At 70.7% G+C, this 23,826-nt stretch carries 25 protein-coding genes; 11 read left to right on the forward strand and 14 right to left on the reverse strand.

Annotated features, from left to right (window positions below):
• The 3 genes from AC07DF_RS24580 to leuA all read right to left on the reverse strand — a co-directional run bounded on the left by AC07DF_RS24580 (position 1) and on the right by leuA (position 4,851).
• Positions 1 to 2,097, reverse strand: coding sequence for an MMPL family transporter (locus tag AC07DF_RS24580; protein WP_478975198.1), 2,097 nt, complete (start codon positions 2,095 to 2,097; stop codon positions 1 to 3).
• 147 nt (positions 2,098 to 2,244) lie between these two features.
• Positions 2,245 to 2,943, reverse strand: coding sequence for a tellurite resistance TerB family protein (locus AC07DF_RS24585; protein ID WP_382493448.1), 699 nt, complete (start codon positions 2,941 to 2,943; stop codon positions 2,245 to 2,247).
• Between the two features lie 186 nt (positions 2,944 to 3,129).
• Positions 3,130 to 4,851 carry a 2-isopropylmalate synthase gene (gene leuA, locus AC07DF_RS24590; protein WP_478975202.1) on the reverse strand — a complete coding sequence of 574 codons (1,722 nt, stop codon included), beginning with the start codon at positions 4,849 to 4,851 and terminating at the stop codon, positions 3,130 to 3,132.
• 332 nt (positions 4,852 to 5,183) lie between these two features.
• Between leuA and AC07DF_RS24595 the strand changes: the two genes are divergently transcribed.
• From AC07DF_RS24595 to AC07DF_RS24605, 3 genes are read left to right on the forward strand one after another with little or no spacing between them, the layout of a single operon-like run.
• Positions 5,184 to 6,245: a M4 family metallopeptidase gene (locus AC07DF_RS24595; RefSeq protein WP_478975205.1), complete on the forward strand. Its 1,062-nt coding sequence runs from the start codon at positions 5,184 to 5,186 to the stop codon at positions 6,243 to 6,245.
• Positions 6,246 to 6,265: 20 nt separating this feature from the next.
• Positions 6,266 to 6,532 (forward strand): protealysin inhibitor emfourin, encoded by a 267-nt coding sequence (locus AC07DF_RS24600; protein WP_478975208.1) that lies wholly within the window; start codon positions 6,266 to 6,268, stop codon positions 6,530 to 6,532.
• Between the two features lie 57 nt (positions 6,533 to 6,589).
• Positions 6,590 to 7,912 (forward strand): GH1 family beta-glucosidase, encoded by a 1,323-nt coding sequence (locus AC07DF_RS24605; protein ID WP_478975211.1) that lies wholly within the window; start codon positions 6,590 to 6,592, stop codon positions 7,910 to 7,912.
• Here AC07DF_RS24605 and AC07DF_RS24610 read toward each other — a convergent pair.
• The 3 genes from AC07DF_RS24610 to AC07DF_RS24620 are packed head-to-tail and all read right to left on the reverse strand — an operon-like array spanning position 7,902 to position 9,890.
• Entirely contained in the window at positions 7,902 to 8,714 is an 813-nt protein-coding gene (locus AC07DF_RS24610) for an SAM-dependent methyltransferase (protein WP_478975214.1), read from the reverse strand. The genes AC07DF_RS24605 and AC07DF_RS24610 overlap by 11 nt on opposite strands.
• Positions 8,715 to 8,769: 55 nt before the next feature.
• Positions 8,770 to 9,021, reverse strand: coding sequence for a DUF397 domain-containing protein (locus AC07DF_RS24615; protein WP_189723446.1), 252 nt, complete (start codon positions 9,019 to 9,021; stop codon positions 8,770 to 8,772).
• Positions 9,018 to 9,890 (reverse strand): helix-turn-helix domain-containing protein, encoded by an 873-nt coding sequence (locus tag AC07DF_RS24620; protein WP_478975218.1) that lies wholly within the window; start codon positions 9,888 to 9,890, stop codon positions 9,018 to 9,020. The genes AC07DF_RS24615 and AC07DF_RS24620 overlap by 4 nt, the downstream gene beginning before the upstream one ends.
• Positions 9,891 to 10,128: 238 nt before the next feature.
• Between AC07DF_RS24620 and AC07DF_RS24625 the strand changes: the two genes are divergently transcribed.
• The 6 genes from AC07DF_RS24625 to AC07DF_RS24650 all read left to right on the forward strand — a co-directional run bounded on the left by AC07DF_RS24625 (position 10,129) and on the right by AC07DF_RS24650 (position 15,319).
• A complete protein-coding gene (locus AC07DF_RS24625; protein WP_478975221.1) occupies positions 10,129 to 10,572 on the forward strand; it encodes an ATP-binding protein in 444 nt (147 codons plus the stop codon).
• A gap of 128 nt (positions 10,573 to 10,700) precedes the next feature.
• Positions 10,701 to 10,814, forward strand: a complete 114-nt coding sequence (locus tag AC07DF_RS24630) for a keywimysin-related RiPP (protein ID WP_107092234.1) — start codon at positions 10,701 to 10,703, stop codon at positions 10,812 to 10,814.
• Between the two features lie 82 nt (positions 10,815 to 10,896).
• Positions 10,897 to 12,738 (forward strand): lasso peptide isopeptide bond-forming cyclase, encoded by a 1,842-nt coding sequence (locus AC07DF_RS24635; protein WP_478975225.1) that lies wholly within the window; start codon positions 10,897 to 10,899, stop codon positions 12,736 to 12,738.
• Positions 12,719 to 13,045, forward strand: a complete 327-nt coding sequence (locus AC07DF_RS24640) for a lasso peptide biosynthesis PqqD family chaperone (RefSeq protein WP_478975228.1) — start codon at positions 12,719 to 12,721, stop codon at positions 13,043 to 13,045. The genes AC07DF_RS24635 and AC07DF_RS24640 overlap by 20 nt, the downstream gene beginning before the upstream one ends.
• Entirely contained in the window at positions 13,042 to 13,515 is a 474-nt protein-coding gene (locus AC07DF_RS24645; RefSeq protein ID WP_478975231.1) for a lasso peptide biosynthesis B2 protein, read from the forward strand. The genes AC07DF_RS24640 and AC07DF_RS24645 overlap by 4 nt, the downstream gene beginning before the upstream one ends.
• Positions 13,493 to 15,319 carry an ABC transporter ATP-binding protein gene (locus AC07DF_RS24650; protein ID WP_478975234.1) on the forward strand — a complete coding sequence of 609 codons (1,827 nt, stop codon included), beginning with the start codon at positions 13,493 to 13,495 and terminating at the stop codon, positions 15,317 to 15,319. The genes AC07DF_RS24645 and AC07DF_RS24650 overlap by 23 nt, the downstream gene beginning before the upstream one ends.
• 15 nt (positions 15,320 to 15,334) lie before the next feature.
• Here AC07DF_RS24650 and era read toward each other — a convergent pair whose 3' ends face one another.
• Positions 15,335 to 16,297, reverse strand: a complete 963-nt coding sequence (gene era / locus AC07DF_RS24655; RefSeq protein WP_478975237.1) for a GTPase Era — start codon at positions 16,295 to 16,297, stop codon at positions 15,335 to 15,337.
• A 153-nt stretch (positions 16,298 to 16,450) separates the two neighbouring features.
• On the opposite strand from era, the gene AC07DF_RS24660 reads away from it, so the two are divergent.
• Both AC07DF_RS24660 and AC07DF_RS24665 read left to right on the forward strand, forming a co-directional pair.
• The gene (locus AC07DF_RS24660) at positions 16,451 to 17,761 is read left to right on the forward strand and encodes an ammonium transporter (RefSeq protein ID WP_478975240.1); all 1,311 of its coding nucleotides are present in this window, start codon (positions 16,451 to 16,453) and stop codon (positions 17,759 to 17,761) included.
• Positions 17,758 to 18,096, forward strand: a complete 339-nt coding sequence (locus AC07DF_RS24665; RefSeq protein WP_478975243.1) for a P-II family nitrogen regulator — start codon at positions 17,758 to 17,760, stop codon at positions 18,094 to 18,096. Before AC07DF_RS24660 ends, AC07DF_RS24665 begins: the two co-directional genes overlap by 4 nt.
• A gap of 35 nt (positions 18,097 to 18,131) precedes the next feature.
• Here AC07DF_RS24665 and AC07DF_RS24670 read toward each other — a convergent pair whose 3' ends face one another.
• The 7 genes from AC07DF_RS24670 to AC07DF_RS24700 all read right to left on the reverse strand — a co-directional run bounded on the left by AC07DF_RS24670 (position 18,132) and on the right by AC07DF_RS24700 (position 23,765).
• Complete coding sequence (locus AC07DF_RS24670; protein WP_478975246.1) at positions 18,132 to 18,608, reverse strand: hypothetical protein; 477 nt, start codon at positions 18,606 to 18,608, stop codon at positions 18,132 to 18,134.
• A gap of 205 nt (positions 18,609 to 18,813) precedes the next feature.
• A complete protein-coding gene (locus AC07DF_RS24675; protein ID WP_478975249.1) occupies positions 18,814 to 19,167 on the reverse strand; it encodes a cytidine deaminase in 354 nt (117 codons plus the stop codon).
• 36 nt (positions 19,168 to 19,203) lie between these two features.
• Positions 19,204 to 19,563: an MmcQ/YjbR family DNA-binding protein gene (locus tag AC07DF_RS24680; RefSeq protein ID WP_478975252.1), complete on the reverse strand. Its 360-nt coding sequence runs from the start codon at positions 19,561 to 19,563 to the stop codon at positions 19,204 to 19,206.
• Entirely contained in the window at positions 19,560 to 20,864 is a 1,305-nt protein-coding gene (locus tag AC07DF_RS24685; RefSeq protein WP_478975255.1) for a hemolysin family protein, read from the reverse strand. The genes AC07DF_RS24680 and AC07DF_RS24685 overlap by 4 nt, the downstream gene beginning before the upstream one ends.
• Before the next feature lie 9 nt (positions 20,865 to 20,873).
• Positions 20,874 to 21,371 (reverse strand): rRNA maturation RNase YbeY, encoded by a 498-nt coding sequence (ybeY, locus tag AC07DF_RS24690; protein WP_184592507.1) that lies wholly within the window; start codon positions 21,369 to 21,371, stop codon positions 20,874 to 20,876.
• A 14-nt stretch (positions 21,372 to 21,385) separates the two neighbouring features.
• Positions 21,386 to 22,453 carry a PhoH family protein gene (locus tag AC07DF_RS24695; RefSeq protein ID WP_478975259.1) on the reverse strand — a complete coding sequence of 356 codons (1,068 nt, stop codon included), beginning with the start codon at positions 22,451 to 22,453 and terminating at the stop codon, positions 21,386 to 21,388.
• A 178-nt stretch (positions 22,454 to 22,631) separates the two neighbouring features.
• Positions 22,632 to 23,765, reverse strand: coding sequence for a carbohydrate kinase family protein (locus tag AC07DF_RS24700; protein ID WP_478975262.1), 1,134 nt, complete (start codon positions 23,763 to 23,765; stop codon positions 22,632 to 22,634).
• Positions 23,766 to 23,826: the final 61 nt, after the last annotated feature.

A 23,826-nucleotide genomic window follows, 5' to 3' on the forward strand; every position in this document is an offset into this window, starting at 1 on the left:
CTAGCTGCGGGCATGTGTGCGCACCCGCCCCGCCTCAGCCTCGACAAGCAGCTCCGGCGCACGCGAGAGCCGCCCCGGCCACCAAACCCTCCGCCGCAACAGCACACTCGCCGTGGTCACCAAGTACGTACGCACGAGGAACGTATCCAGCAACACCCCCACCGCGATGACGAACCCGAGTTCCACCAGCCCGACCATCGGCAAGGTCGTCAGCACAGCGAACGTCGCCGCGAGGACAACCCCCGCAGAGGCGATCACCCCACCCGTCGTCCGCAACGCGGTCAACGCGGCCACCTCCGGCTCGGCCCCCCGTACGGACTCCTCCCGCATCCGGTGCATCAGGAAGATGCCGTAGTCCACCCCGAGAGCGACCAGGAACACGAAGGACAGCAACCCCAGCCCCGGATCCGTACCGCCGAACCCGAACACCGGCTCGAACACCAGCCCGCCGATGCCCAGCGCCGCACCCCACACCGCGACCACCGCCGCCAGCAGCAGCAACGGCGCGACAAGGCTGCGCAACAGGCCCACCAGGATGACGAACACCGCGACGAGCACCAACGGCACGACCACCCTGCGGTCGCGGGACTCGCTCTCGGCCAGATCGATCTGCTGGGCACTGGGCCCGCCGACGTACGCACCCGCATCGTCGATCCCGGCACGCAGCGCCTCGATGGTCCGGGTCTCACCCGCGGTCTCCGGCGCGGCGGTGGTGAAGACGGCGAGCTCGGTCCAGCCCGAGCCACTGCGCCCCGGCGCCACGTCGGCGACACCCCGCGTCGTACGAGCCAGATCCGCGACTTCGTCGGCCCGGCCGGCGGGCGCGATGACGGTCACGGGCCGGCTGCTGCGCTCGGGGTACTCCCGGGCCAGCGTCCGCATCGCGGTGATCGACTCGGGCCGCTCCGTGAAGGAGTCCTCCTGCTTGATGCTGCCGGACAGATTGAGCGTGCCGAGCGCGAGGGCGCCGAGCAGCACGGCCCCACCGGCCAGCACCGTGGCGGGCCGCCGCGTCGCCGAGGTGCCCATCGCGGCGAACAGCGACCGCCGGGCCTTCGGCTCACTCCCGAACGCGGGGATGAGCGGCCAGAAGACCCGCCGTCCGAGCAGCACCAGCACCGCGGGCAGCAGGGTCGTCATGGCGACCAGCGCGGCGAGCACCCCGACCATGCCGACCGGCCCCATGCCGCTGCTGCTGTTGAGGTCCGCCGCGAGCAGGCACAGCAGCCCGGCCGCGACGGTCCCCGAGGAGGCCAGGATCGCCGGTCCGCAGCCGCGCAGTGCGGTGCCCATGGCGTCGTACGGCCGCTCGTGGCGGCGCAGTTCCTCGCGGTAGCGGGAGACGATCAGCAGCGCGTAGTCGGTGCCGGCGCCGAGGACCAGCACGGTCATCACACCGCCGCTCTGGCCGGTGACGGTGACGTCGAACAGTTCGTGCAGCCCGTACCCGGCGGCCATCGCCGTGGCAGCGGCGACGCCCGCGACGGCGAGCGGGACCAGCCACAGGAAGGGGCTGCGGTAGATGAGGACGAGCAGCACGGTGACGACACCGAGCGTGGCGAGCAGCAGCGTGGCGTCGAGCGTCCCGAACACCTTGTTCATGTCGGTGTTCAGCGCCCCGGGGCCGCCGACCTCGACGCTCAGTCCGCCGCCGCCCTCGGCGATGTCGCGCACCCCGTCGACGAAGGCGTCCCGGGCCTCCTCGTCCTGGCCCGGCTGGGTGCTGGAGACCGGGTACATCAGGGTGGAGCCGTCCTTGGACGGAACGCCCCGCACCTCGCCGCCCGTCAGGTCGTAGGCACCGCTCACCTCGGCGGCCTGCTCGGCGGCGGTGCGCCGGTCGGCGTCGGTCAGCCCGCCCTCCCGGTGGTACACGAGCACCAGGTCGGTCGACTCCCCGCCGGGCAAGCGGTCCTGGACGCGGGCCACCTGGGTCGAGTCGGCGCTGTCGGGCAGGTAGTCGACGGCGCGGTTCTGCTGGATGTCGGCGAACTTCCCGGCGAGCGGCCCGAGCAGTACGAGCGCGGCCAGCCACAGCCCGACCACCACCCAGGGCACGGCCCGCCGTCGCCCCGTACGTGTTTTCACAGCCCCCATCTGTCCGGCTCCCTCCGGTCGGGTGTCTGGAACGCTCTCCAGACTCCCGGCGCACGGGGGCCGATTCGTCGGGCGTGAGGTCGAGCCGGGGGATACCGCCAGGGGCGGTCCGGGCGGCGGGTTACTCCCCGGGGAGTAGCGCGCGTTTCACGACGGCGTACGCGCGGCCGCCGCCAGCAAGCGCGTCACGTCGTCGGAGCAGATGGTGAGCGCCGCCCCCACGGTCGCCAGGACGTCCCGTTCGGCCGGGGTGTACGGCCCGTCCGCCAGGGCGATGCGGGCGCCCTGGAGCAGGATCGATTCGCGGCCGACGGTGGCGAGGTGCGGGGCGAGCGGGTCCAGTGCCTCGTGGAGCTCTATGGCCAGCCCGGCACCGCAGGGCTCGCCGGAGATCCGGCCGGTGTCCGCCTCCAGTGCCTCGACGAGGGCGGCCAGCTGCTCCTCCGTGCAGTCGTCGAAGCCGGCCGCGCGCACGGCGAGCACAGCCGCCTCCAAGGCCGTACGGGAACCGGCGCCGCCCGCTGCCAGTACCGCGAGGGCGACGGTGTGCACGGCGTCGCGGAGCATCGCGGAGAAGCGGATGGTCGTCGGATGGTCGAGGACGTCCGTGCCGAAGTGGCGGCGGCAGGCGGCGCACTCCACGACCGGTCCGGTCTCGCCGCGCGGCAGCACGGGCAGGCCGAGCAGGGTGAAGCGGCGCTGTCCGGTCAGCCGCTGGTAGTTGCGGTCGCCGCCGCAGCCGGGGCAGAAGAACTCCCCGTCACCGGCGGCCGTCCATGCGATACGGGTGCCCAGGATGCTGGAAAACCTGGCGGCATGGCCGTTTCGTCCCCGTCCTGGCAGCACGTCGCACCTCCGTCACGCCGCACGGCAGCGTCGCCGCGCTTGCGTGATGTTAGCCACATCCATGAGGAGGAGTCAGCACCCCGGAGGAGACCTTTCCGTGACCCTCACAGGGATTGGCCGGTATGTGACGGGGCTCCACCCGCCGGACAACGGCGGGCAGAGCCCCACAATCCCCGTTACGACTGGTCAGCGAGTCGCGCGGTTGACGGCCGAGACGACCGCCTTCAGCGAGGCGCGCGTCGTGTTCGCGTCGATTCCGATCCCCCACAGAACCTTGTCGTCGATGGCGCATTCGATGTAGGAGGCGGCCTGCGCGGAGGCGCCCTCGCTCATCGTGTGCTCCTGGTAGTCCAGCAGCCGTACGTCGATGCCGACGGACTGCAGCGCGTCGAAGAAGGCCGAGATCGGGCCGTTGCCCGAGCCGGTCAGCACGGTGTCCTGGCCGTCGACCGTGGCCTCCACCTTCAGCGTGTCCACGCCGTCGGTGTCGGTGGTCGACTGGTTGTTCTTGACCTGGATCCGGCCCCACGGGTTCTCGGGGTTGGGCAGGTACTCGTCCTCGAAGGCCCCCCAGATGGCCTTCGGCGTGACCTCGCCGCCCTCGGCGTCCGTCTTCGCCTGGATGAGCTTGGAGAACTCGATCTGCATCCGGCGCGGCAGTTCCAGCTTGTGGTCGTTCTTCAGGACGTACGCGATACCGCCCTTGCCGGACTGCGAATTGACCCGGATGACCGCCTCGTAGGAGCGGCCGACGTCCTTGGGGTCGATCGGCAGGTAGGGCACCGCCCACTCGATGTCGTCGACGGTGACGCCCTTGGCGGCGGCGTCGGCCTCCATGGCGTCGAAGCCCTTCTTGATGGCGTCCTGGTGGGAGCCGGAGAAGGACGTGTAGACCAGGTCGCCCACGTACGGGTGGCGCGGGTGGACCTCCATCTGGTTGCAGTACTCCCACGTACGACGGATCTCGTCGATGTCGGAGAAGTCGATCTGCGGGTCGACGCCCTGCGAGAACAGGTTCATGCCCAGGGTGACCAGGTCGACGTTGCCGGTGCGCTCGCCCTGCCCGAACAGGCAGCCCTCGACGCGGTCGGCGCCGGCCATCAGGGCCAGCTCGGCGGCGGCGACGGCCGTGCCGCGGTCGTTGTGCGGGTGGATGGACAGGCAGACGTGCTCGCGGCGGGAGAGGTTGCGGCCCATCCACTCGAAGCGGTCGGCGTGGGTGGAGGGCGTGGAGCGCTCGACGGTCGCCGGCAGGTTGAGGATGATCTCGCGGCCCGGACCGGGCTGCCAGACGTCCATGACCGCCTCGCAGACCTCCAGCGCGAAGTCCAGCTCGGTGTCCGTGAAGATCTCGGGGCTGTACTGGTAGCCGAACTCCGTCTCCGGGCCCAGCAGCTTCTCCGCGTACTCCATGACCAGCCGCGTGCCGTCGATCGCGATCTGCTTGATGTCGTCCTTGGAGCCGCGGAAGACGACCCGGCGGAAGACGGGGGCCGTGGCGTTGTACAGGTGGACCGTGGCGCGCTTGGCGCCCTTCAGGGACTCCACGGTCCGCTCGATCAGGTCCTCGCGGGCCTGGGTCAGTACGGAGATGGTGACGTCGTCGGGGATGGCCCCGGGCTCCTCGATGATGGAGCGCACGAAGTCGAAGTCGGTCTGGCCGGAGGCCGGGAAGCCGACCTCGATCTCCTTGTAGCCCATCTTGACCAGCAGGTCGAACATGGCGCGCTTGCGGGCCGGCGACATGGGGTCGATCAGGGCCTGGTTGCCGTCGCGCAGGTCGGTGGAGAGCCAGCGGGGGGCGGTGGTGATCCGGTTGGCCGGCCAGGTGCGGTCCGGGATGTCGACCTGCTCGTAGCGGCCGTACTTGTGGATCGGCATGGAACTGGGCTGCTGGCGGTTCGCCATGATGCGGGGGCTCCTCAGGATGTCCGGATGGACGGCCGACGACGCAGCACCAAGCTCCGCGGGGAGGGAGTCGGCCTCGACTACAGGCCCTCGCCGCGGCAGCTAAGGAGAAGCAGCCCGAAACGCATGATGCGCAGCATGCTAGCCGAGGCCCTCCAGGTGTGCGGATCCGTATCAGTATGCGGGACCGGGCGCGCATACAGGACAAAAAGTGCGCTATGCCACTTCGCCATACCACTCAGCCACGGAGCGTGAAGTCGCTTGTCCGCGTATTTCACCAATCATGGTGGCGACCAGTGACACGCTCGTCACGCAGTGCAAGGGTGCCAGGCATGACGACTCACGGGGGCTTCGAGCCCGTCTTCTGCACCATCGTTCCGCCCCATGTCCTCGACAAGCTCTCCCAGGCCGAGGACCCCGCGCTGGCCGGCCCGGCCCGCCGCACCCTCCAGCGCGACGCCTTCGAGCGCACCCAGCGCCGCCTCACCACGGTCATCGGCGCGAGCGCCGTCGCGTCGGTCGCCGACGGCAAGCCGCAGCGCACGGTCCACGACGCCCGGCACGGCACCGACCTGCCCGGGCACAAGGTCCGCGGCGAGGGCGACAAGCCCGGCAAGGACGCCACGGTCAACCGCGCCTACGCCGGCCTCGGCGCCACCTTCGAGCTGCTCCTCACGGCGTACCAGCGCGACTCGATCGACGGCAACGGCCTTCCGCTGGACGCGACGGTGCACTACGACCGGGACTACAACAACGCCTTCTGGAACGGCGAGCAGATGGTCTTCGGGGACGGCGACGGGGAGATCTTCCTCGACTTCACCATCCCGATCGACGTCATCGGCCACGAACTCGTCCACGGCGTCACGCAGTACACGGCGAACCTCACCTATTTCGGCCAGCCCGGTGCGCTGAACGAGTCGGTGTCGGACGTCTTCGGCGCGCTGATCAAGCAGTACACGCTCGGCCAGACCGCCGCCGAGGCCGACTGGCTGATCGGCGCGGGCCTGCTCGCCCCGCGGGTGACGGGCGTGGCGCTGCGCTCCATGAAGGAGCCGGGCACGGCGTACGACGACGACGTCCTCGGCAAGGACCCGCAGCCCGCGACGATGGACGACTTCGTCCGCACCGGCCGTGACAACGGCGGTGTCCACATCAACTCGGGCATCCCCAACCACGCCTTCTACCTCGCGGCCACGGCCCTCGGCGGCCACGCCTGGGAGCGCGCGGGACAGGTCTGGTACGACGTGCTGACCGGCGGGGAGCTGAAGGAGCAGGCGATGTTCACCGACTTCGCCACGCTCACCGTCAAGGCCGCGCGGGAGCGCTTCGGCGACGGTGAGGAGCTGGACGCCGTCTCGAAGGCCTGGGAGCAGGTCGGGGTGCGGACCCTGTAGTTCCGTACTAGACAGGTGCCATGCGTATTCAGGTGAGGCGCACGGGCGGGTTCGCGGGCATCGAGCGGTTCGCCGAGGTGGACACCTCGGGCCGCTCCGATGCCGCCGAGTGGCACGCCCTGGCCGAGCGGGCCGTGGCCGCCGGCCGGGGCACTCCGCCGATCGGGGTGCCGGACGGTTTCAGCTACCAGATCACGGTGGACGGCAGGACGGTCTACTGCTCGGATCCCCGGCTGACGGACGAGCAGCGCAAGCTGATCTCGCGGGTCCTCAAGGAGGGGGCGTAACAGGTCCTGGGCGGCGGCCTGTTGACTTGAGTTACCGCCGGTACGGATGATCCGCGCATGGCGACTGACGCAGGCAACCCGATTCCCCGTTTCCCGGCCGGTTTCCTCTGGGGCGTGTCGACCTCGGCGCACCAGATCGAGGGGGCGGCGGACGCGCGCGAGCCGTCCGTGTGGGACGCCTTCACGGCCGAGCCGGGACGGGTGAAGGACGGCTCGACGGCGGCGGTGGCCTGCGACCACTTCCACCGCCACCGGGAGGACGTGGCGCTGCTGGCGGGGCTGGGCGTGAACGCGTACCGCTTCTCGGTCTCCTGGCCGCGGGTGCGCTCCGAGAAGGGCCTGGACTTCTACGACCGGCTGGTGGACGACCTGTGCGCTGCGGGGATCCGCCCGGTGCCGACCCTGTTCCACTGGGACCTGCCGGCGGACCTGGACTGGCTGGAGCGGGACACGGCCGCCCGCTTCGCCGAGTACGTGTCCCTGGTCGCCGACCGCCTCGGTGACCGGGTGACGAAGTGGATCACTCTGAACGAGCCGGCCGAGCACACCCTGCTGGGCCACGCCCTGGGCGTGCACGCACCGGGCAGGAAGCTGCTGTTCGACGCGCTGCCGGTCGCGCACCACCAGCTGCTGGCCCACGGGCTGGCCGTCCGGGCGCTGCGCGCCTCGGGTGCCACGGACATCGGCGTCGCCAACTCGCACGGCCCGACCTGGGCGGCGTCGACCGAGGCGGCGGACGTGGAGGCGGCCGAGTTCTACGACCTGCTGCTGAACCGCCTCTTCGCGGACCCGCTGCTGCTGGGCCGGTACCCGGACGGCATCGGCGAGCTGATGCCCGGGGACGTCGAGGCCGACCTGAAGGTGATCGCCGAGCCGGTCGACTGGTACGGCGTCAACTACTACGCGCCGACCCGGGTGGGCGCCCCGCAGGGCACGGAGATCGAGTTCGGCGGCGTCTCCATGCCCGCCGAACTGCCCTTCTCCGTACGGGAGATCGCGGGCCACCCCGTCACGGACTTCGGCTGGCCGGTCGTACCCGAGGGCCTCACCGAACTCCTCACCACGTTCCGCGAGCGCTACGGCGACCGGCTCCCGCCCGTCGTCATCACCGAGAACGGCTGCTCGTACCCGGGCGTCGACGACCAGGACCGCATCACCTACCTGGACGGCCATGTCCGGGCCCTGCACCGGGCGCTGGAGGCGGGCGTCGACGTGCGCGGCTACTTCGTCTGGTCCCTGCTCGACAACTTCGAGTGGGCGGAGGGCTACGCACGCCGCTTCGGCCTGGTCCACGTCGACTTCGAGACCCAGGAGCGGACCCCGAAGTCGTCGTACCGCTGGTACCGGGAGCTGCTGAAGGCCCAGGGCGCTACGGCTTGATGCCCACGCCGGTCCACAGGCTGACCTCGGCGTCCGTCGGGGTGTCGCCGTCGGTGGGGTCCGGGCGCCAGCGGTGGCCCACCGTGACGCCCGGCTCCAGCAGGTCCAGGCCCTCGAAGAAGCGGGTGACGTCCGCCTGCGAGCGGAACCGCACCGGCGTCCCGGCGGATGTGTAGATGTCGGTGACCTTCTGCCAGGTCGACGGGTCGAAGTCGGGCGTGCAGTGGCTCAGCGCCAGGGCGCTGCCCGAGGGCAGGACGTCCAGCAGGCGGCGCACGATGCCATAGGGGTCCTGGGCGTCGGTGACGAAGTGCATCAGGGCGTTGAGGGACAGCGCGACCGGGCGGCTCAGGTCCAGGATCTCGGCCAGCGCGGGCGCGTTCAGCAGCGTCTGGGGATCGTTGACGTCCGCCTCGATGTACGTCGTACGGCCCTCGGCGGAGCTGCGCATCAGGCGCTCGGCGTACTTCAGGACGAGGGGGTCGTTGTCGGCGTAGACCACCCGGGCGTCGGGGACCACGGACTGGGCCACCTGGTGCAGGTTGGGCTCGGTGGGGATGCCGGTGCCTATGTCCAGCCACTGGCGGATGCCGTGCTCGCGTGCGAGGACCCGGGTGGCCCGGTGCATGAAGGCCCGGTTCTCACGGGCGCACACGAAGATGGCGGGGTAGGCCTCGGCGACCCGCTCGGCGGCCTGCTTGTCGACCTCGAAGTGGTCCTTGCCGCCGAGGTAGTAGTCGTACATGCGGGCGGAGTGCGGCCTGCTGGTGTCGATGTCCCGCGCGGCCTGCGAGTTGCTCATGTGGGGGGGTGCCTCTCGGTGGGGGGTGGTGGTGCGAGTCCGGCTCGGTGGGGCTTCAGTGAGCCGTCAGATGGTCGGCCAGGCCCTGCTTGACCCCCGCGACGAACGCGGTGATCTCCTCGGGCGTGTAGATCAGCGCGGGACCGGCCGGGTCCGTGGACTGCCGGACCGCCACGCGGCCGTCGGCGAGTTGCTTGGCCTCCACGCACTGCCCCCCGTTCGGACCGCTCCAGGGCCGTTCCCAGCCCTGCTCCCCCAGGTCCGACGCGGGCATCCCGTTGTAGACGGTGCCCTCGGCGATGGTCATGCGTACTCCTTCCGCATGCGGTTCAACAGCGCCTTGCTGTCCGCGGACGAGGTCTTCAGAGACAGCCGGTTGTGCGCCTCCAGATGGGCCACGACGTCGGCCCGCTGGTCGAGGTAGACGGAGGCGGAGAGGAGTTCGCTGTAGACGATGTCGGGCAGCTCCCGCTCCTCGAACCGGAAGTAGGTGAACGGCGCGCACGCCCCGACGTGGGCGCCCGCGGAGAACGGGACGATGTCGACACTGACGTGCTCCAGCTCGGACACCTCCAGGAGCCGGTCGATCTGCTCCCGCATCACCTCGGGGCCGCCCACCACGCGGTGCAGTACGGCCTCCTCCATCACGACCCAGAGCGTGGGCGTGTCCTGTCTGGTGAGCAGGCTCTGGCGGCGCAGCCGCAGCTCCACGCGCCGCTGGAGGTCCTCCTCGTCGTCGTTCGGGAACCCACCGCCCAGCACGGCACGCGCGTACCCGGGCGTCTGGAGCAGTCCGGTGACGTACTGCGGCTCATAGGTGCGCAGCGTTCTGGCACCGGTCTCCAGGCTCACATAGGCGGTGAACCAGGACGGCATCACATCGCGGTACGGGTGCCACCAGCCGGGCTCGTTGGCCCGCTCGGCCAGGGTGACGAACTCCTCGATCTCCTGCCGGCCGGCGCCGTAGGTCTCCAGCAGTTTCTCGACGTAGAGGATCTTCAGGCCGACCTCGGCCTTCTCCAGGCGGCGGATGGTCAGCGGTGTCACGCGCAGGGCCTTGGCCGCGTCGTCGAGCGAGAGGCCCGCGCCCTGCCGGGCCTCCTGGAGCCGACGGCCGAGGATCATGCGGAGAACGGTGGGTGCGCCGGCGCCGGTGCCTGATCGCGCGTCGTTCACGCCGTACCTCCTGAGGGATCGTCATCGGCGCAAGGTAAGCAGGGACTTGAGCGTGCTGCCGGACCACCGAGCGGTGCGATGCGTTCCGTTTGAAATTATCAGGGAGATGGTTGCAGCGTGAACTGCTCTGCGAGCATAGTTACTTGTGTGACCAGGACACCGGAACCCCCCACTCCCCTTTTCCGGCCGGTCCGCTGTCCGCCTCGCCCCTTCCCACCCCCCACGGAAGGCGACCGCCGTGTCCCCCCACACGACCTCCCCCCGTTTCCTGGACGCGGTGCGCCCGGGCCGCACCCACTGGCTTGAACTGCCGCCGCACCGGACCAGCGTGAGAAGCGCCCGTCATGCCACGCGCGCGCGACTGGACTCGTGGCAGGTGCCCGACGAGGTGTGCGCGAACGCCGTCCTGCTCGTGTCCGAGCTGGTGACCAACGCCGTGCTGCACACGCTCAGTGAGCGCATACTCTGCGGGGTCGCACGGGTGGCGAACGACCGCTTCCGGCTGGAGGTGCACGACGGCGACCTGACGGGCCGCGGCATCCCCGGCTGCCGCCCCGGCCCCGACGACGAGCACGGGCGCGGGCTCCTGCTCGTCCGCGAGATAGCCGACAGCTGGGGAATCGTCCGCTCGCCCCTCACGGGCGGCAACGCGGTCTGGGCGAGCCTGGCGACGGCGTTATGACGCGGCGTGCTCGATCCTGAATGTTGAATCAACGACAGAGCTGGACATTTTGGTCATTTGGTAGCACTGGTGCCTATTGTGGAGTAGATACCCGATAGCGACGCGCGCAGTTCAGGAGGTGCAACGACATGCGCACCTACGAGCGTCCGACGCTGACCGCGGTCGGCTCATTCCGCAAGACCGGTCTTGGCTTCAGGGCCGGACCGGAACGGTTCTGGTTCTTCCGGAGGAGGTTCTTCTGATCCGCCGGTTGTTCCACCGGCGCGAGATCTCCAGGTGGCGGTGGGGCGTCAGTCCTGCCGCCCAGATCAGGAAAGGACCGGCATGGTCGATTTTCCTGATTCCGGCGAGGGGCCCGGCTGGTTGGTCGTCCTTCCGGACTGTGCTGCGGCGGCCCGGGTGGCTGCCGCGCTCCGCACCCGCGGGATCCAGGAGGTCAGCCACCCATCGGGACGGCCGTGGCTGCTCGGCCGCTGGTCCACCGGTGCCCTGACCGTCGGTGAGGCGGGCCGGACGAAGATCGCGGTCCTCGGTGAACACGCCATCACCACCGACCGGCTCGGCCCGGCGGCCGGCCGCGTCGGCACCCTCTCCGGCCTGGACGCGCTGGCCCGTGGCATGGCCGGGAGTTCCCATCTGATCGCCTCGGTCGCCGGACGGGGGCGTGTCCAGGGGAGTCTCACCGGCTTTCGCCGGGTGTTCCACGCCAGGATCGGTGACGCCACCGTGGCCGCGGACCGGGCCGACGTGCTGGCCGCCCTGCTCGACGCGGACGTCGACGAGCAGCGATTGGCGGCCCGCCTGCTGAATCCGTGCGCCCCCCACCCGCTGGCCGGCGAGCCGGTGTGGCGCGAGGTGGGCGCCGTGGGAATCGGCCACTACCTGGCGCTCGACGCCGACGGCCGGGGACGGCCCGTGGCGTGGTGGGCGCCTCCCGAGCCGGTGGTGCCGATGCCCGAGGGCGCGCCGGCGTTGCGGGAGGCGCTCTCGACGGCGGTGGAGGTCCGCGTCCGCGGACGGGACCTGGTGAGCTGCGACCTGGGCGGGCTGGATTCGACCTCGGTGTGTGCTCTGGCCGCACGCGGCACGGCGAAGGTCATCGCCTACACCGCCGACGGCCTCGACCCCCTGTGCGACGACGTGACCTGGGCCCGCCGGACGGTCGCGGGACTGGGCGGCGTCGGACACCACGTCATCGCCGGAGACCGGTTGCCGATGGTGTTCGAGGGCCTTCGGGAGGTGGACGAGCGCTTCGACGAGCCGTGCCCGGCGATGATGCATCCCAGCCGCTGTCTGGTCATTCCACGGCTGGCCGCCGCACAGGGCTCGCGCATGCACTTGACGGGCTTCGGCGGGGACGAGTTGCTCGCCGGTTCGCCCGCGCATCTGCACACGCTGATACGAACCCACCCCAGGACCGCGTGGCAGCGCCTGCGTGGCTTCGCCGCCCAGGGCCCGTGGCCGTATCGGGAGACGCTCCGGCAGCTGTGGGACAACAGTTCCTACCGCGCCTGGCTCGCCCGGGCCGGCGAGTTGCTCACCGACGTTCCGCCCCCCTTGGAGACGCCCGCGCTGGACTGGGGGACGCCACCGCGGCTCCCCCCATGGGCGACACCGGACGCCGTCGAGGCCGTACGAGAGCTGATCCGCACCGCGGCGCACACCACCGAACCACTGGCCGAGGGGCGCGGACAGCACATCGAGCTGGAGGCCATGGGAAACAACGCCCGCATGGTCCGGCAGGTGGGGCAGCTGGCCACCCGCGCCGGGCTCACCCTCGCCGCCCCCTACTACGACGACCGCGTGATCGAAGCGGGCCTGGCGGTACGGCCGCAGGACAGGATCACCCCCTGGCAGTACAAGCCGCTCATCGTCGAGGCGATGCGCGGCATCGTTCCCGACGAGAGCCTGACCCGCCACACCAAGGACGAGGGTTCGTACGAGGCGGAGGCCGGGATGCGGGAGCAGCGCGGCGAATTGCTGGCTCTGTGCGAGGACTCCCGGCTGGCCCGGTCCGGCCTGATCGACGCGGAGGTGCTGCGCGAGATGTGCGGTCGGCCGCTGCCCCCGGACCTGCCGTTCGACGCGCTGTACCAGACCGTGGTGTGCGAGCTGTGGCTCCGCACGCTGGAGCTGGAGAGGGCCGATGGCATTCAAGCTGCGTGAGGGTGTGTTCACGGCGGAGACGGACTACGGAATCACGCTCCTCGACGAGGACCGCGACCAGTACTGGACGCTCAATCCCAGCGCCGCCCTCACCTTGCGGACCTTGCTGGACGGCGGCACCGAAGCAGATGCCGCGCGGATGCTCAGCGAGGAGTACGCGGTGGACATCGGCACCGCGCACCGGGACGTCCGGGAGCTGGTCGGCGAACTGCGTTCGGCGGGCTTGGGCGAGGACGACTCCGGCCCTGGGGAGCACGGCCGACGGCCCCACGGACTCGGCCGGCTGGCGGGGAGGAGGCGGCGATGACCTCACCGGAGGCGATCTTCCACGACCCGCGTTCGGTGCCCCTGCGGCGCCGGATCCCGGTCCGGCTCGCCGTCGGCGCCGCGCGGCTGCTGGCCCGCCGACGCCCACGGCGCATCAGGACCGTGCTGGAGTGGCTGCGCCGGGGCGCCCGTCCGGCCACCCTCGAACGGACCCGCGCCGCCCGGGACTCCGTCGTCGCGGTCAGCCTGGCGTGCGGAGGGCGGGAAGGGTGCCTGCCCCGGTCCCTGGCCACGATCCTGCTGTGCCGCCTGCACGGCCAGTGGCCCACCTGGTGCGTGGGCGCGCGGCGCCTGCCGCCCTTCGGTGCGCACGCCTGGGTGGAGGCGGAAGGGGTGCCGGTGGGAGAGAACCACCCGCCCGACTACTTCCGCCCCCTGTTCACCGTGCCCTGCGCTCCTGGTTCCGTCAGCCGCGAGGCCGTGGTCCATGAAGCCCGAAGCGACGGATGAGACCGCCGAGCGGAGCCGGACCGCCCCGTGGGACTTTCTGCGCCTGCTGCACGGCCACCGGCGGTGGGTCGCGCTCGCCGTCCTGCTGACGCTGGGGGCATCGGCTCTGAGCCTGGCCCAGCCGCTGCTGGTCAGGCAGGTGATCGAGGCGACCGGGTCCAAAACCGCGATCGGGCCCGCCCTGGCCCTGCTCGTCGCCCTCTTCCTCGCCCAGGCACTGGTGCAGGGCCTCGCCCAGTTCGTCCTGGCCCGCACCGGCGAAGGGATCGTCCTGGGAATCCGGCTCGGCCTGATCAAGCAGGTACTGCGACTGCCCATGGCCGTCTACGACCGCCACCGCATCGGCGACCTGATCTCGCGCACCAGCACCGACAGCACCACCTTGCGGCTGCTCGTCGCGGAGGGCTTCACCGAAGCGATCACCGGTGTCATCGGGCTGATCGGCGTCGTGGCGCTGATGATCTGGCTCGACTGGCTGATGTTCCTCGTCGTGCTGGGCATGGTGGCGATCGCCGCCGTGATCGTGGTCTCGGTGCTGCACGGCATCGAGGTGGCGTCGCTGTTCACGCAGCGGGCCACGGGGGCGATGACCGCTGATCTGGAGCGCGCGCTCGGCGCCATCCGCACCGTCCGGGCCAGCCGCGCCGAGCAGCGCGAGACCGATCGCATCGCGGACGGCGCCAGGTCGGCCTATGCGGGAAGCGTGCGGATGGCGAAGCTGGACGCCGTGGTGGCACCGGCGATCCAGCTGGCCGTCAAGGGATCGTTCGTCGTCGTGCTGCTCATCGGCGGCATGCGCGTCGCCGACCGGCAGGGGTCGATCGCCGATCTCGCCGCCTTCCTGCTGTACATGATCTACCTGGTGGAGCCGATCGGCATGCTGTTCCAGTCGCTCAGCACCATGGAGCAGGGCGTGGGCGCGTACCGCAGGGTCACGGAGGTGATGGAGCTGCCCACGGAGCAGGACGCCGTGTCAGGAGCCGGGGCTCCGGCGGCCGGCCCGGCGGACGGCGACAGCGGCCGGCCGCGAGCGCCCGCGCTGGAGTTCCGTGACGTGTGGTTCGGCTACGAACCGCGACGCCCCGTCCTGCGCGGCGTGACCTTCGAGGCACCGGAGCACTCCCATGTCGCCCTGATCGGCAGCTCGGGAGTCGGAAAGTCCACTGTTTTCGCCCTGATCGAGCGGTTCTACGACCCGGACCGCGGCCACATCCTCTTCGGCGGCCGTGACATACGGGACACCGGCCGAGCCGAACACCGGGCCCAGGTGGGTCTGGTGGAACAGCATGCCCCGGTGCTGTACGGCACGCTGCGGGAGAACCTCACCTACGCCGTCCCGGACGCCGGGCCTGAAGAGCTCGACCGGGTGGTCGGGCTGGCGCACCTCACGGACCTGATCGAACGTCTGCCGGAGGGTCTGGACACCGACGCCGGTGAGCACGGTATGGCGCTCTCGGGTGGCGAACGCCAGCGGATCGCGATCGCCCGGGCTCTGCTGGCCCGGCCTCGCCTGCTCCTGCTGGACGAGCCGACCGCCCATCTGGACGCGGTCAGCGAAGCGGCGCTGCGCGGGTCGATGCGGGAAACGGCGCGCGAGTGCACGCTGCTCGTGATCGCGCACCGCATGTCGACCATCCGCGCCGCGGACCTGATCGTCGTCCTCGACGCCGGCCGGGTCGTCGCCACGGGCAGCCATGGGGAGCTCCTCGACAGCAGTGAGCACTACAGGTCGCTCCTGCGCGCCCAGCAGCCCGGGGACCTCCGCGTGCCGCGCACGGCAGATCTGAAGGGCGGAGCCGGGTGACCGTGAAGCGGCCTCTCAGAACCCCAGCTTGCGCAACTGCCTGGGGTCCCGCTGCCAGTCCTTCGCGACCTTCACGTGGAGGTCCAGGAAGACCGGCGTGCCCAGGAGCGCCTCGATCTGCTTGCGGGACTTGATGCCGACCTCCTTCAGACGCTTGCCCTTGGGGCCGATGATGATGCCCTTCTGGCTGGGGCGCTCGATGTAGACGAAGGCGTGGATGTCGAGGAGAGGCTTGTCGGCGGGGCGGTCCTCGCGGGGCAGCATCTCCTCGACGACGACGGCGATGGAGTGCGGCAGCTCGTCGCGGACGCCCTCCAGCGCGGCCTCGCGGATCAGCTCCGCGATCATGACCTGCTCGGGCTCGTCGGTCAGGTCGCCCTCGGGGTAGAGCGCCGGGCCCTCCGGCAGGAACGGGACGATCAGGTCGGCCAGCAGGCTCACCTGCTTGTCGCCGACCGCCGACACCGGGACGATCTCCGCCCACTCGAAGCCGAGCTCCTTGCCGAGCTGGTCGATCGCGATGAGCTGCTCGGCGAGCGCCTTGCCGTCCACCAGGTCGGTCTTCGTGACGATCGCGATCTTCGGCGTCTTCTTGATGGACGCCAGTTCCTTCGCGATGAAGCGGTCGCCGGGGCCGAGCTTCTCGTTCGCCGGCAGGCAGAAGCCGATCACGTCCACCTCGGCCCACGTCGTGCGCACGACGTCGTTCAGCCGCTCGCCCAGCAGCGTGCGCGGCTTGTGCAGCCCCGGGGTGTCGACCAGGATCAACTGGGCGTCCGGGCGGTGCACGATGCCCCGCACGGTGTGCCGCGTCGTCTGCGGCTGGTTCGCCGTGATCGCCACCTTCTGGCCGACCAGAGCATTCGTGAGGGTGGACTTGCCCGCGTTGGGACGGCCCACGAAGCAGGCGAAGCCAGCCCTGTGGACCGCTTCGGCCGACTCTTCGGATGACTGGGTACGAACGCTCATGGCGCCCATTCTCCCTGATCCCCGGAGCCGCCCTGTACCGGACGTGCGTCGTGAGCTTCCCGAAACCCTCACGCAACGAAACGTCACGGAAACATACCCGTACGCAACCGGAAACGCGCTCCGGTGAACCTCTGACGAGCCCCCGCACCGTTGGAGACAACCGTGACCCTCGCCGCCGCAAGCGCCGACACAGGCGACACCGCCTGGCTGCTCGCCGCCACCGCCCTCGTCCTGCTGATGACTCCCGGCCTGGCCCTCTTCTACGGCGGCATGGTCCGCACGAAGAGCGTGCTCAACATGCTGATGATGAGCTTCGTGTCGATCGCCCTGGTGACGGTGGTGTGGCTGGCGGCCGGGTTCTCCCTCGCCTTCGGCGAGGACGCCGCGGGCGGCCTGATCGGCGGCCTCGAGCACGTCGGCATGAGTGGCCTCGGCCCGGACAGTGTCCAGGGGACCGTCCCCACCCTCCTCTTCGCCACCTTCCAGCTCACCTTCGCGATCATCACGGCCGCGCTGGTCAGCGGCGCGGTGGCCGACCGGGCGAAGTTCGGGGCGTGGCTGGTCTTCGTGCCGGTGTGGGCGCTGCTCGTATACGTTCCGGTCGCGCACTGGGTGTGGGGCCCCGGTGGCTGGATCCTGGAGAGGCTCGGCGCCCTCGACTTCGCCGGGGGCCTGCCCGTCGAGATCGTCTCCGGCGCCTCGGGGCTCGCGTTGTGCCTGGTCCTGGGCCCCCGTCTGGGCTTCAAGAAGGACTCCATGCGCCCGCACAACCTGCCCATGGTGATGCTGGGCGCCGGTCTGCTCTGGTTCGGCTGGTTCGGCTTCAACGCCGGGTCCGCCCTCGGCGCCAACGGCCTCGCGGCCGCCGCGTTCCTCAACACCCTCGCCGCGGGCTGCACCGGCCTGCTCGGCTGGCTCTTCGTCGAGCAGAAGCGCGACGGCCACCCCACGACCCTGGGCGCCGCGTCCGGCGCGGTCGCCGGCCTGGTCGCCATCACCCCGTCCTGCGGCTCGGTCTCCCTGCTCGGCGCCCTGGTCGTCGGCCTCACCGCGGGTGCCGTCTGCAGTTACGCCGTGGGCTGGAAGTTCAAGCTGAACTACGACGACTCCCTGGACGTCGTCGGCGTCCACCTGGTCGGCGGTGTCATCGGCACGCTCCTCATCGGCGTCTTCGCCGTCGACTCGATGACCGGCGGCGCCGAGGGCCTCCTCTACGGCGGCGGCCTCGCCCAGCTCGGCAAGCAGGTGGTGGCCGTGGCCGTGGTGGCGGTGTACGCGTTCGCCGTGACGTACGGCATCGGCAAGCTGATCGACGTCACCCTGGGCTTCCGCGCCGACGAGGAGCAGGAGCGGACCGGCCTGGACCTTACGGTGCACGCCGAGACGGCCTACGATCACGGGGTCCTGGGCCACGGCGCCCCGGTCTCCTCCTCCGTCGTCCCCCACGCCCAGAAGGTCACCCCCCAGGCATGAAGCTCATCACCGCGATCGTCAAGCCGTACCGCCTCGACGAGGTCAAGAACGCCCTGCAGGAACTCGGTGTGCACGGCCTGACCGTGACGGAGGCCAGCGGCTACGGCCGGCAGCGCGGCCACACCGAGGTGTACCGCGGCGCCGAGTACCAGGTCGACCTGGTGCCGAAGGTCCGTATCGAGGTCGTCGTCGAGGACGCGGACGCCGAGGCCGTCATCGACGCGGTGGTGAAGGCCGCGCACACCGGCAAGATCGGCGACGGGAAGGTGTGGGCGCTGCCCGTCGACACCGTCGTACGGGTGCGGACGGGCGAGCGCGGCCCCGACGCGCTCTGACACCCGGGGGCCGCGCCGCTTCGGTCTCAGGATCCTCAGTCGAACACGAACGGGCCCGGCGACTGCGGTCCGGTCGCCGTGCAGGTGATGGTGATGCCGAAGACGGTCATCTTCAGCGAGCCGCCGAAGGCCTCCAGGCTGTCGCCGGAGGCCACGGTGCCGTTGAGGGGGCCGACCTCGACGGGGGCGCCGGCGGCCATCGCCGGGTTCTTGGTACCGGCGAAGACGACGGTACCGCCGCCTGACTTCACCAGGGTGAGCGTGGACGCGATCGAGTCCGCGCCCAGGGCGATCGGCGCGGTGATCGCCGAGGACTTGACGGTGACGGTGGCGGCGGTGCCGTTCTGCGTGGCCGTGAGGGTGGCCTGGCCACTGCCGAAGGTGCCGCAGTCCGCGCTGATCGTCGCCGTCTGGGGGGTGACGGCGAGGGCCGCGGGGGCGAAGGCGAGCCCGCTGACCGCGAGGGCCCCGGCAGCCAGCGCCGCACCTGCTCCGATTCGCTTGCGTCTCATGGGATTCCGGCTCCGTTTCCGTGGGGGGGGGTGGACCGCTCGGCACGTGGATGCGGACACACTGCCGAGAGTCGAACCTGACGGTCCGTCGGAACTGACGGTTCCATTGATGCGCGTGGGGCAGGCGGCGGCAAGGTTGAAATCTGGCCTAATTACCGCCGGTTACACCGAAGTTCGGCCAACACGTCACCCAGCGGCCAACACGTCAACCAGCGGTCACGGTGGTCCTGACCGACCCGTCGGGCCCGGCCACCAGCACCGGCGTCCCCGCGCCGCCGAGGTCCCGTACCGCCGCACGGTCCTCCGCGGACGCGGTCTCCGCCTCGGTCACGACCGCCGCCGCCTCCAAGGACGTCGCCCCCGAGGCCACCGCCATCGCCACCGCCGTCTGCAGGGCACTGAGCTTCAGGGAGTCGAGGGCCACGGTCCCCGCGACATACGTACGTCCGGTCTCGTCCCGTACGGCCGCCCCCTCGGGCACACCGTTGCGGGCCCGCGCGGAACGGGCCAGGGTGACGATCTTGCGGTCCTCGGGGTCGAGCGCGCTGCTGTCGGTCATGATCCGAGCATACGTAGCGACCGCCCCGGCCCCGTCTCAGGGCCGGTCGAGGCGCAGGCGGTCCGCCCGCGGCAGGCCCGCGACCACGAGGTCGTACGAGTCCTCGATGAGCTCCCGGACGAGCTGGTCCGGGAGGTCGCCGTCGGCCGTGACCGTGTTCCAGTGCCGCTTGTTCATGTGCCAGCCGGGGACGATCAGGCCCTCGTGCTCGCCGCGCAGCCGGATCGCGTCGTCCGGGTCGCACTTGAGGTTGACCTTCAGGGGGCACGCGTCGAGATGCGACAGGGCGAAGAGCTTGCCCTGGACCTTGAAGACCGAGATCTCCGGACTGAACGGGAAGTCCTCCACCGCCGCGTTGAACGACAGACAGAACGCGCGCAGCTCCTGCGGGGTCATTCCGGCGTCTCCTCCTGAGCGGCGTCCGCCGGCTCCACCGGCTCCGCGAGCACCGTCACGATCTTGTTGCGGCGGCCGGCCGCGGCCTCCGCGGTCAGGCGCAGTTTCCGGCCGTCGGGCAGGTCGACCACGGACGACGCACCCGCGATGGGGACCCGGCCCAGCGCCTTCGCCAGCAGGCCGCCGACCGTCTCGACGTCCTCGTCGTCGAACTCCTCCAGGCCGTACAGGTCGCCCAGGTCGCCGATGTCGAGGCGGGCGGTGACCCGGAAGCGGTCCTTGCCGAGGTCCTCCACCGGCGGCAGCTCACGGTCGTACTCGTCGGTGATCTCGCCGACGATCTCCTCGAGGATGTCCTCGATGGTGACGATGCCGGCCGTGCCCCCGTACTCGTCGACGGCGACGGCGACGTGGTTGCGCTCCTTCTGCATCTCGCGCAGCAGGTCGCCCGCGTTCTTGGTGTCGGGCACGAAGAACGCCGGGCGCATCGCCGTGGACACCTGCTCGGACTCGGCCTCGCGGCTGATGTGCGTCTTGCGGACCAGGTCCTTCAGATACACGATCCCGACGATGTCGTCCTCGCTCTCGCCGGTCACCGGAATGCGGGAGAAGCCGGAGCGCAGGGCGAGGGTGAGGGCCTGGCGGATGGTCTTGAAACGCTCGATGACCACCAGGTCCGTGCGCGGGACCATGACCTCACGGACGAGGGTGTCGCCCAGCTCGAAGACCGAGTGCACCATGCGGCGCTCCTCGTCCTCGATGAGGGACTCCTTCTCGGCGAGGTCGACCAGCGCGCGCAGCTCCGCCTCGGAGGCGAAGGGACCGCGGCGGAAGCCCTTGCCGGGGGTGAGCGCGTTGCCGATGAGGATCAGCAGCGAGGGGACCGGGCCCATGATCCTGGCCAGAGGCACCAGGACGTACGCCGAGACCGTCGCCGTGTTCAGCGGGTGCTGGCGCCCGATGGTGCGCGGGGACACGCCGACGGCGACGTACGACACGAGGACCATGACCGCGATGGCGACCAGGAGGGCCTCGGTGGTGTTGTCGAACTCCATCAGGCAGCCGTAGGTGATCAGCGCGGCCGCGGCCATCTCGCAGGCGACGCGCACCAGCAGCGCCACGTTCAGATAGCGGGTCGGGTCGGCGGCGACCTGGGAGAGCTTGGCGCTGCCGCGGCGCCCGGAGCGCACGGCCTCCTCGGCGCGGAAGCTGGAGACCCGCGCCAGGCCCGCCTCCGCGCAGGCGGCGAGCCAGGCCACGACGACCAGGGCGACCGCGCCCAGGGCGATTTGCGGATTCATCGGCAGGCTCTACGAGACCGTCGGCGCCGGGGACGGGCCGGTCAGGCCCCGCTCCGAGCGCCAGCCGTCCACGATGGCCGCCTGGAGGCCGAACATCTCGGCCTTCTCGTCCGGCTCCTCGTGGTCGTAGCCCAGCAGGTGCAGCACCCCGTGGACGGTGAGCAACTGGAGCTCCTCGTCCATGGAGTGCTGCGTGTCGGCCTCGGCTCCCTGCTTGGTGGCGACCTCGGGGCAGAGCACGATGTCGCCGAGCAGCCCCTGCGGCGGCTCGTCCTCGTCCTTGGACGGCGGGCGCAGCTCGTCCATCGGGAAGGACATGACATCCGTGGGGCCGGGGAGGTCCATCCACTGGATGTGGAGCTGCTCCATGGCGTCGGCGTCCACGACGATCACCGAGAGCTCGGAGAGCGGGTGGATGCGCATCCGTGCGAGCGCGTAGCGGGCGATGTCGAGGATCGCCTGCTCGTCGACCTCGGTGCCGGACTCGTTGTTGACGTCGATCGACATGGTGTTGTGCTTGTCTACTTCCCCTTGTGCACGGACTTGCCGCGGCTCTTGTGCCCGCCGTTCTGGGTGCCGTGCTTGGTGTCGTACTGCTCGTACGCGTCGACGATACGGCCCACCAGCTTGTGCCGGACCACGTCGCGCGACGACAGCCGGGAGAAGTGGACGTCGTCCAGGCCTTCCAGGATGTCCTGCACCTGCCGCAGACCGCTCTTGGTGCCGTCCGGGAGGTCGACCTGCGTCACATCACCCGTGATCACGATCTTCGAGTCGAAGCCGAGGCGGGTGAGGAACATCTTCATCTGCTCGGGGGAGGTGTTCTGGGCCTCGTCGAGGATGATGAAGGCGTCATTGAGCGTACGGCCACGCATGTACGCCAGCGGCGCGACCTCGATGGTCCCCGCGGCCATCAGCCGGGGGATCGAGTCCGGGTCGAGCATGTCGTGCAGCGCGTCGTAGAGCGGGCGCAGATACGGGTCGATCTTCTCGTAGAGCGTCCCGGGCAGGAAGCCGAGGCGCTCTCCGGCCTCGACCGCCGGGCGGGTCAGGATGATGCGGTTGACCTGCTTGGACTGCAGGGCCTGCACGGCCTTGGCCATCGCCAGGTACGTCTTGCCGGTACCGGCGGGGCCGATGCCGAAGACGACGGTGTGCTTGTCGATCGCGTCCACGTAGCGCTTCTGGTTGAGCGTCTTGGGGCGGATCGTGCGGCCTCGCGAGGACAGGATGTTCTGCGTGAGCACCTCGGCCGGGGTCTCCTGGCCGTCGCTCTCCCCGTTCTCGCTCGCCTTCAGCATGGCGATCGAGCGTTCCACTGCGTCCTCCGTCATCGGCTGCCCGGTGCGGAGCACCAGCATCATCTCGTCGAACACGCGCGAAATGAGGGCGACGTCCGCTGGGTCGCCGACCGCGCTGATCTCATTGCCCCGGACGTGGATGTCGGCCGCCGGGAAGGCCTTCTCGATCACGCGCAGGAGGCTGTCGCCGGACCCCAGCACGGTCACCATGGGGTGCTGGGCGGGGACGGTGAACTGCGCTCTCGCCTGCTCCTGCGCGGGGGTGTGAGCTGTAGGTGTCTGAGTCATGGGCCGGCGCTTAAGGCCTGCGGTTCCTCCTCGTCACGGCCGCGTAGCTGAGGGCGGCCTCGCGATTCCAAGGGTACGACGGAGCACTGACAACGCCGTAGGGCTTTTAGGGGTGGGGTTGGAAACGAGGTCGGCAATTCCCTTGACCGGCCGCTTCCCAACCGACCGCTTCGCTGGATCACGCCGAGCGCCGGAACCCGATCGTGGGAACCGCCCTCCGCAACGGCCAGGGTCTGACCAGCTTCTCCGGTACCAGCCCCGCGAGGAACCCGTACCGCCGCAACGCCGCCTGCGACTGCCCCTCCACCGACTGCACCTTCCGCCACCACCCCGCGATCTCCGACCACCCAGGCGCGGACAGCGATCCGCCGAACTCCTGCACCGACAGCGCCGCGGTCAGCCCGGCGAAGGCCAGCCGGTCCGCGAGCGGCCAGTCCGCCAGCGTGCCGGTGACGAACCCGGCGACGAACACATCACCGGCCCCCGTGGGGTCGAGGGCTTCGACCTCGATGGCCGGTACCTCCGCCGTCTCGCCCGTACGCCGGTCCACCGCGTACGCCCCGTCCGCCCCGAGTGTGACCACCGCGAGCGGCACGTACTCGGTCAGGGCGTGCGCCGCGGCCCGTGGGCAGTCGGCGCCCGTGTAGCGCATGGCCTCCTGGGCGTTCGGCAGGAACGCCTCGCAGTGCCGCAGGTCGGGCAGTGCCGCCAGGTCCCACGCGCCGGTGTCGTCCCAGCCGACGTCGCCGAAGACCCGGGTGCCCTTGCTCGCGGCCTGGGCGATCCAGGGCGCGCTCACGCCCGGAGCGAGGGAGGCGACGGCGGCACGGGCGCGGGGCGGGCACTCGGGGGCCGGTTCCTCCGGGGGCGGCTCATGGCCGTGCGAGACCATCGTGCGCTCCCCCTCGTAGGCCATGGAGACGGTCACCGGGGAGTGCCAGCCGGGCACCGTGCGCGACGGGGAGAGGTCGATGCCCTCGCCGTGCTCCAGGGCGTCCCAGCAGTAGTCGCCGTAGTGGTCGTCGCCGAAGGCCGCCGCGAGGGACGTCCTGAGGCCGAGGCGGGCCAGCGCGGTCGCCATGTTGGCGACGCCGCCGGGGCTCGACCCCATCCCGCGCGCCCAGGACTCGGTCCCGCGCACCGGGGCGGAGTCGAGCCCGGTGAAGATGATGTCGAGGAAGACGGTGCCGGTGAGATAGACGTCCCAGGGCGGGTCGTCCGGCACGCGCAGCGGGGCGAGGGGATCGACCTGGGTCTGGCGGTGCGATCCCTTTCTCGGGCCCTTTCCGGCCGGGGCGGTGGACGCGATCACGGTGCGCTCCCTGACGTGGTGCGGATCAGGCCAGTCTGCACCACACCACCGACAACGTGAC

The organism is Streptomyces sp. NPDC044719, assembly GCF_056433405.1.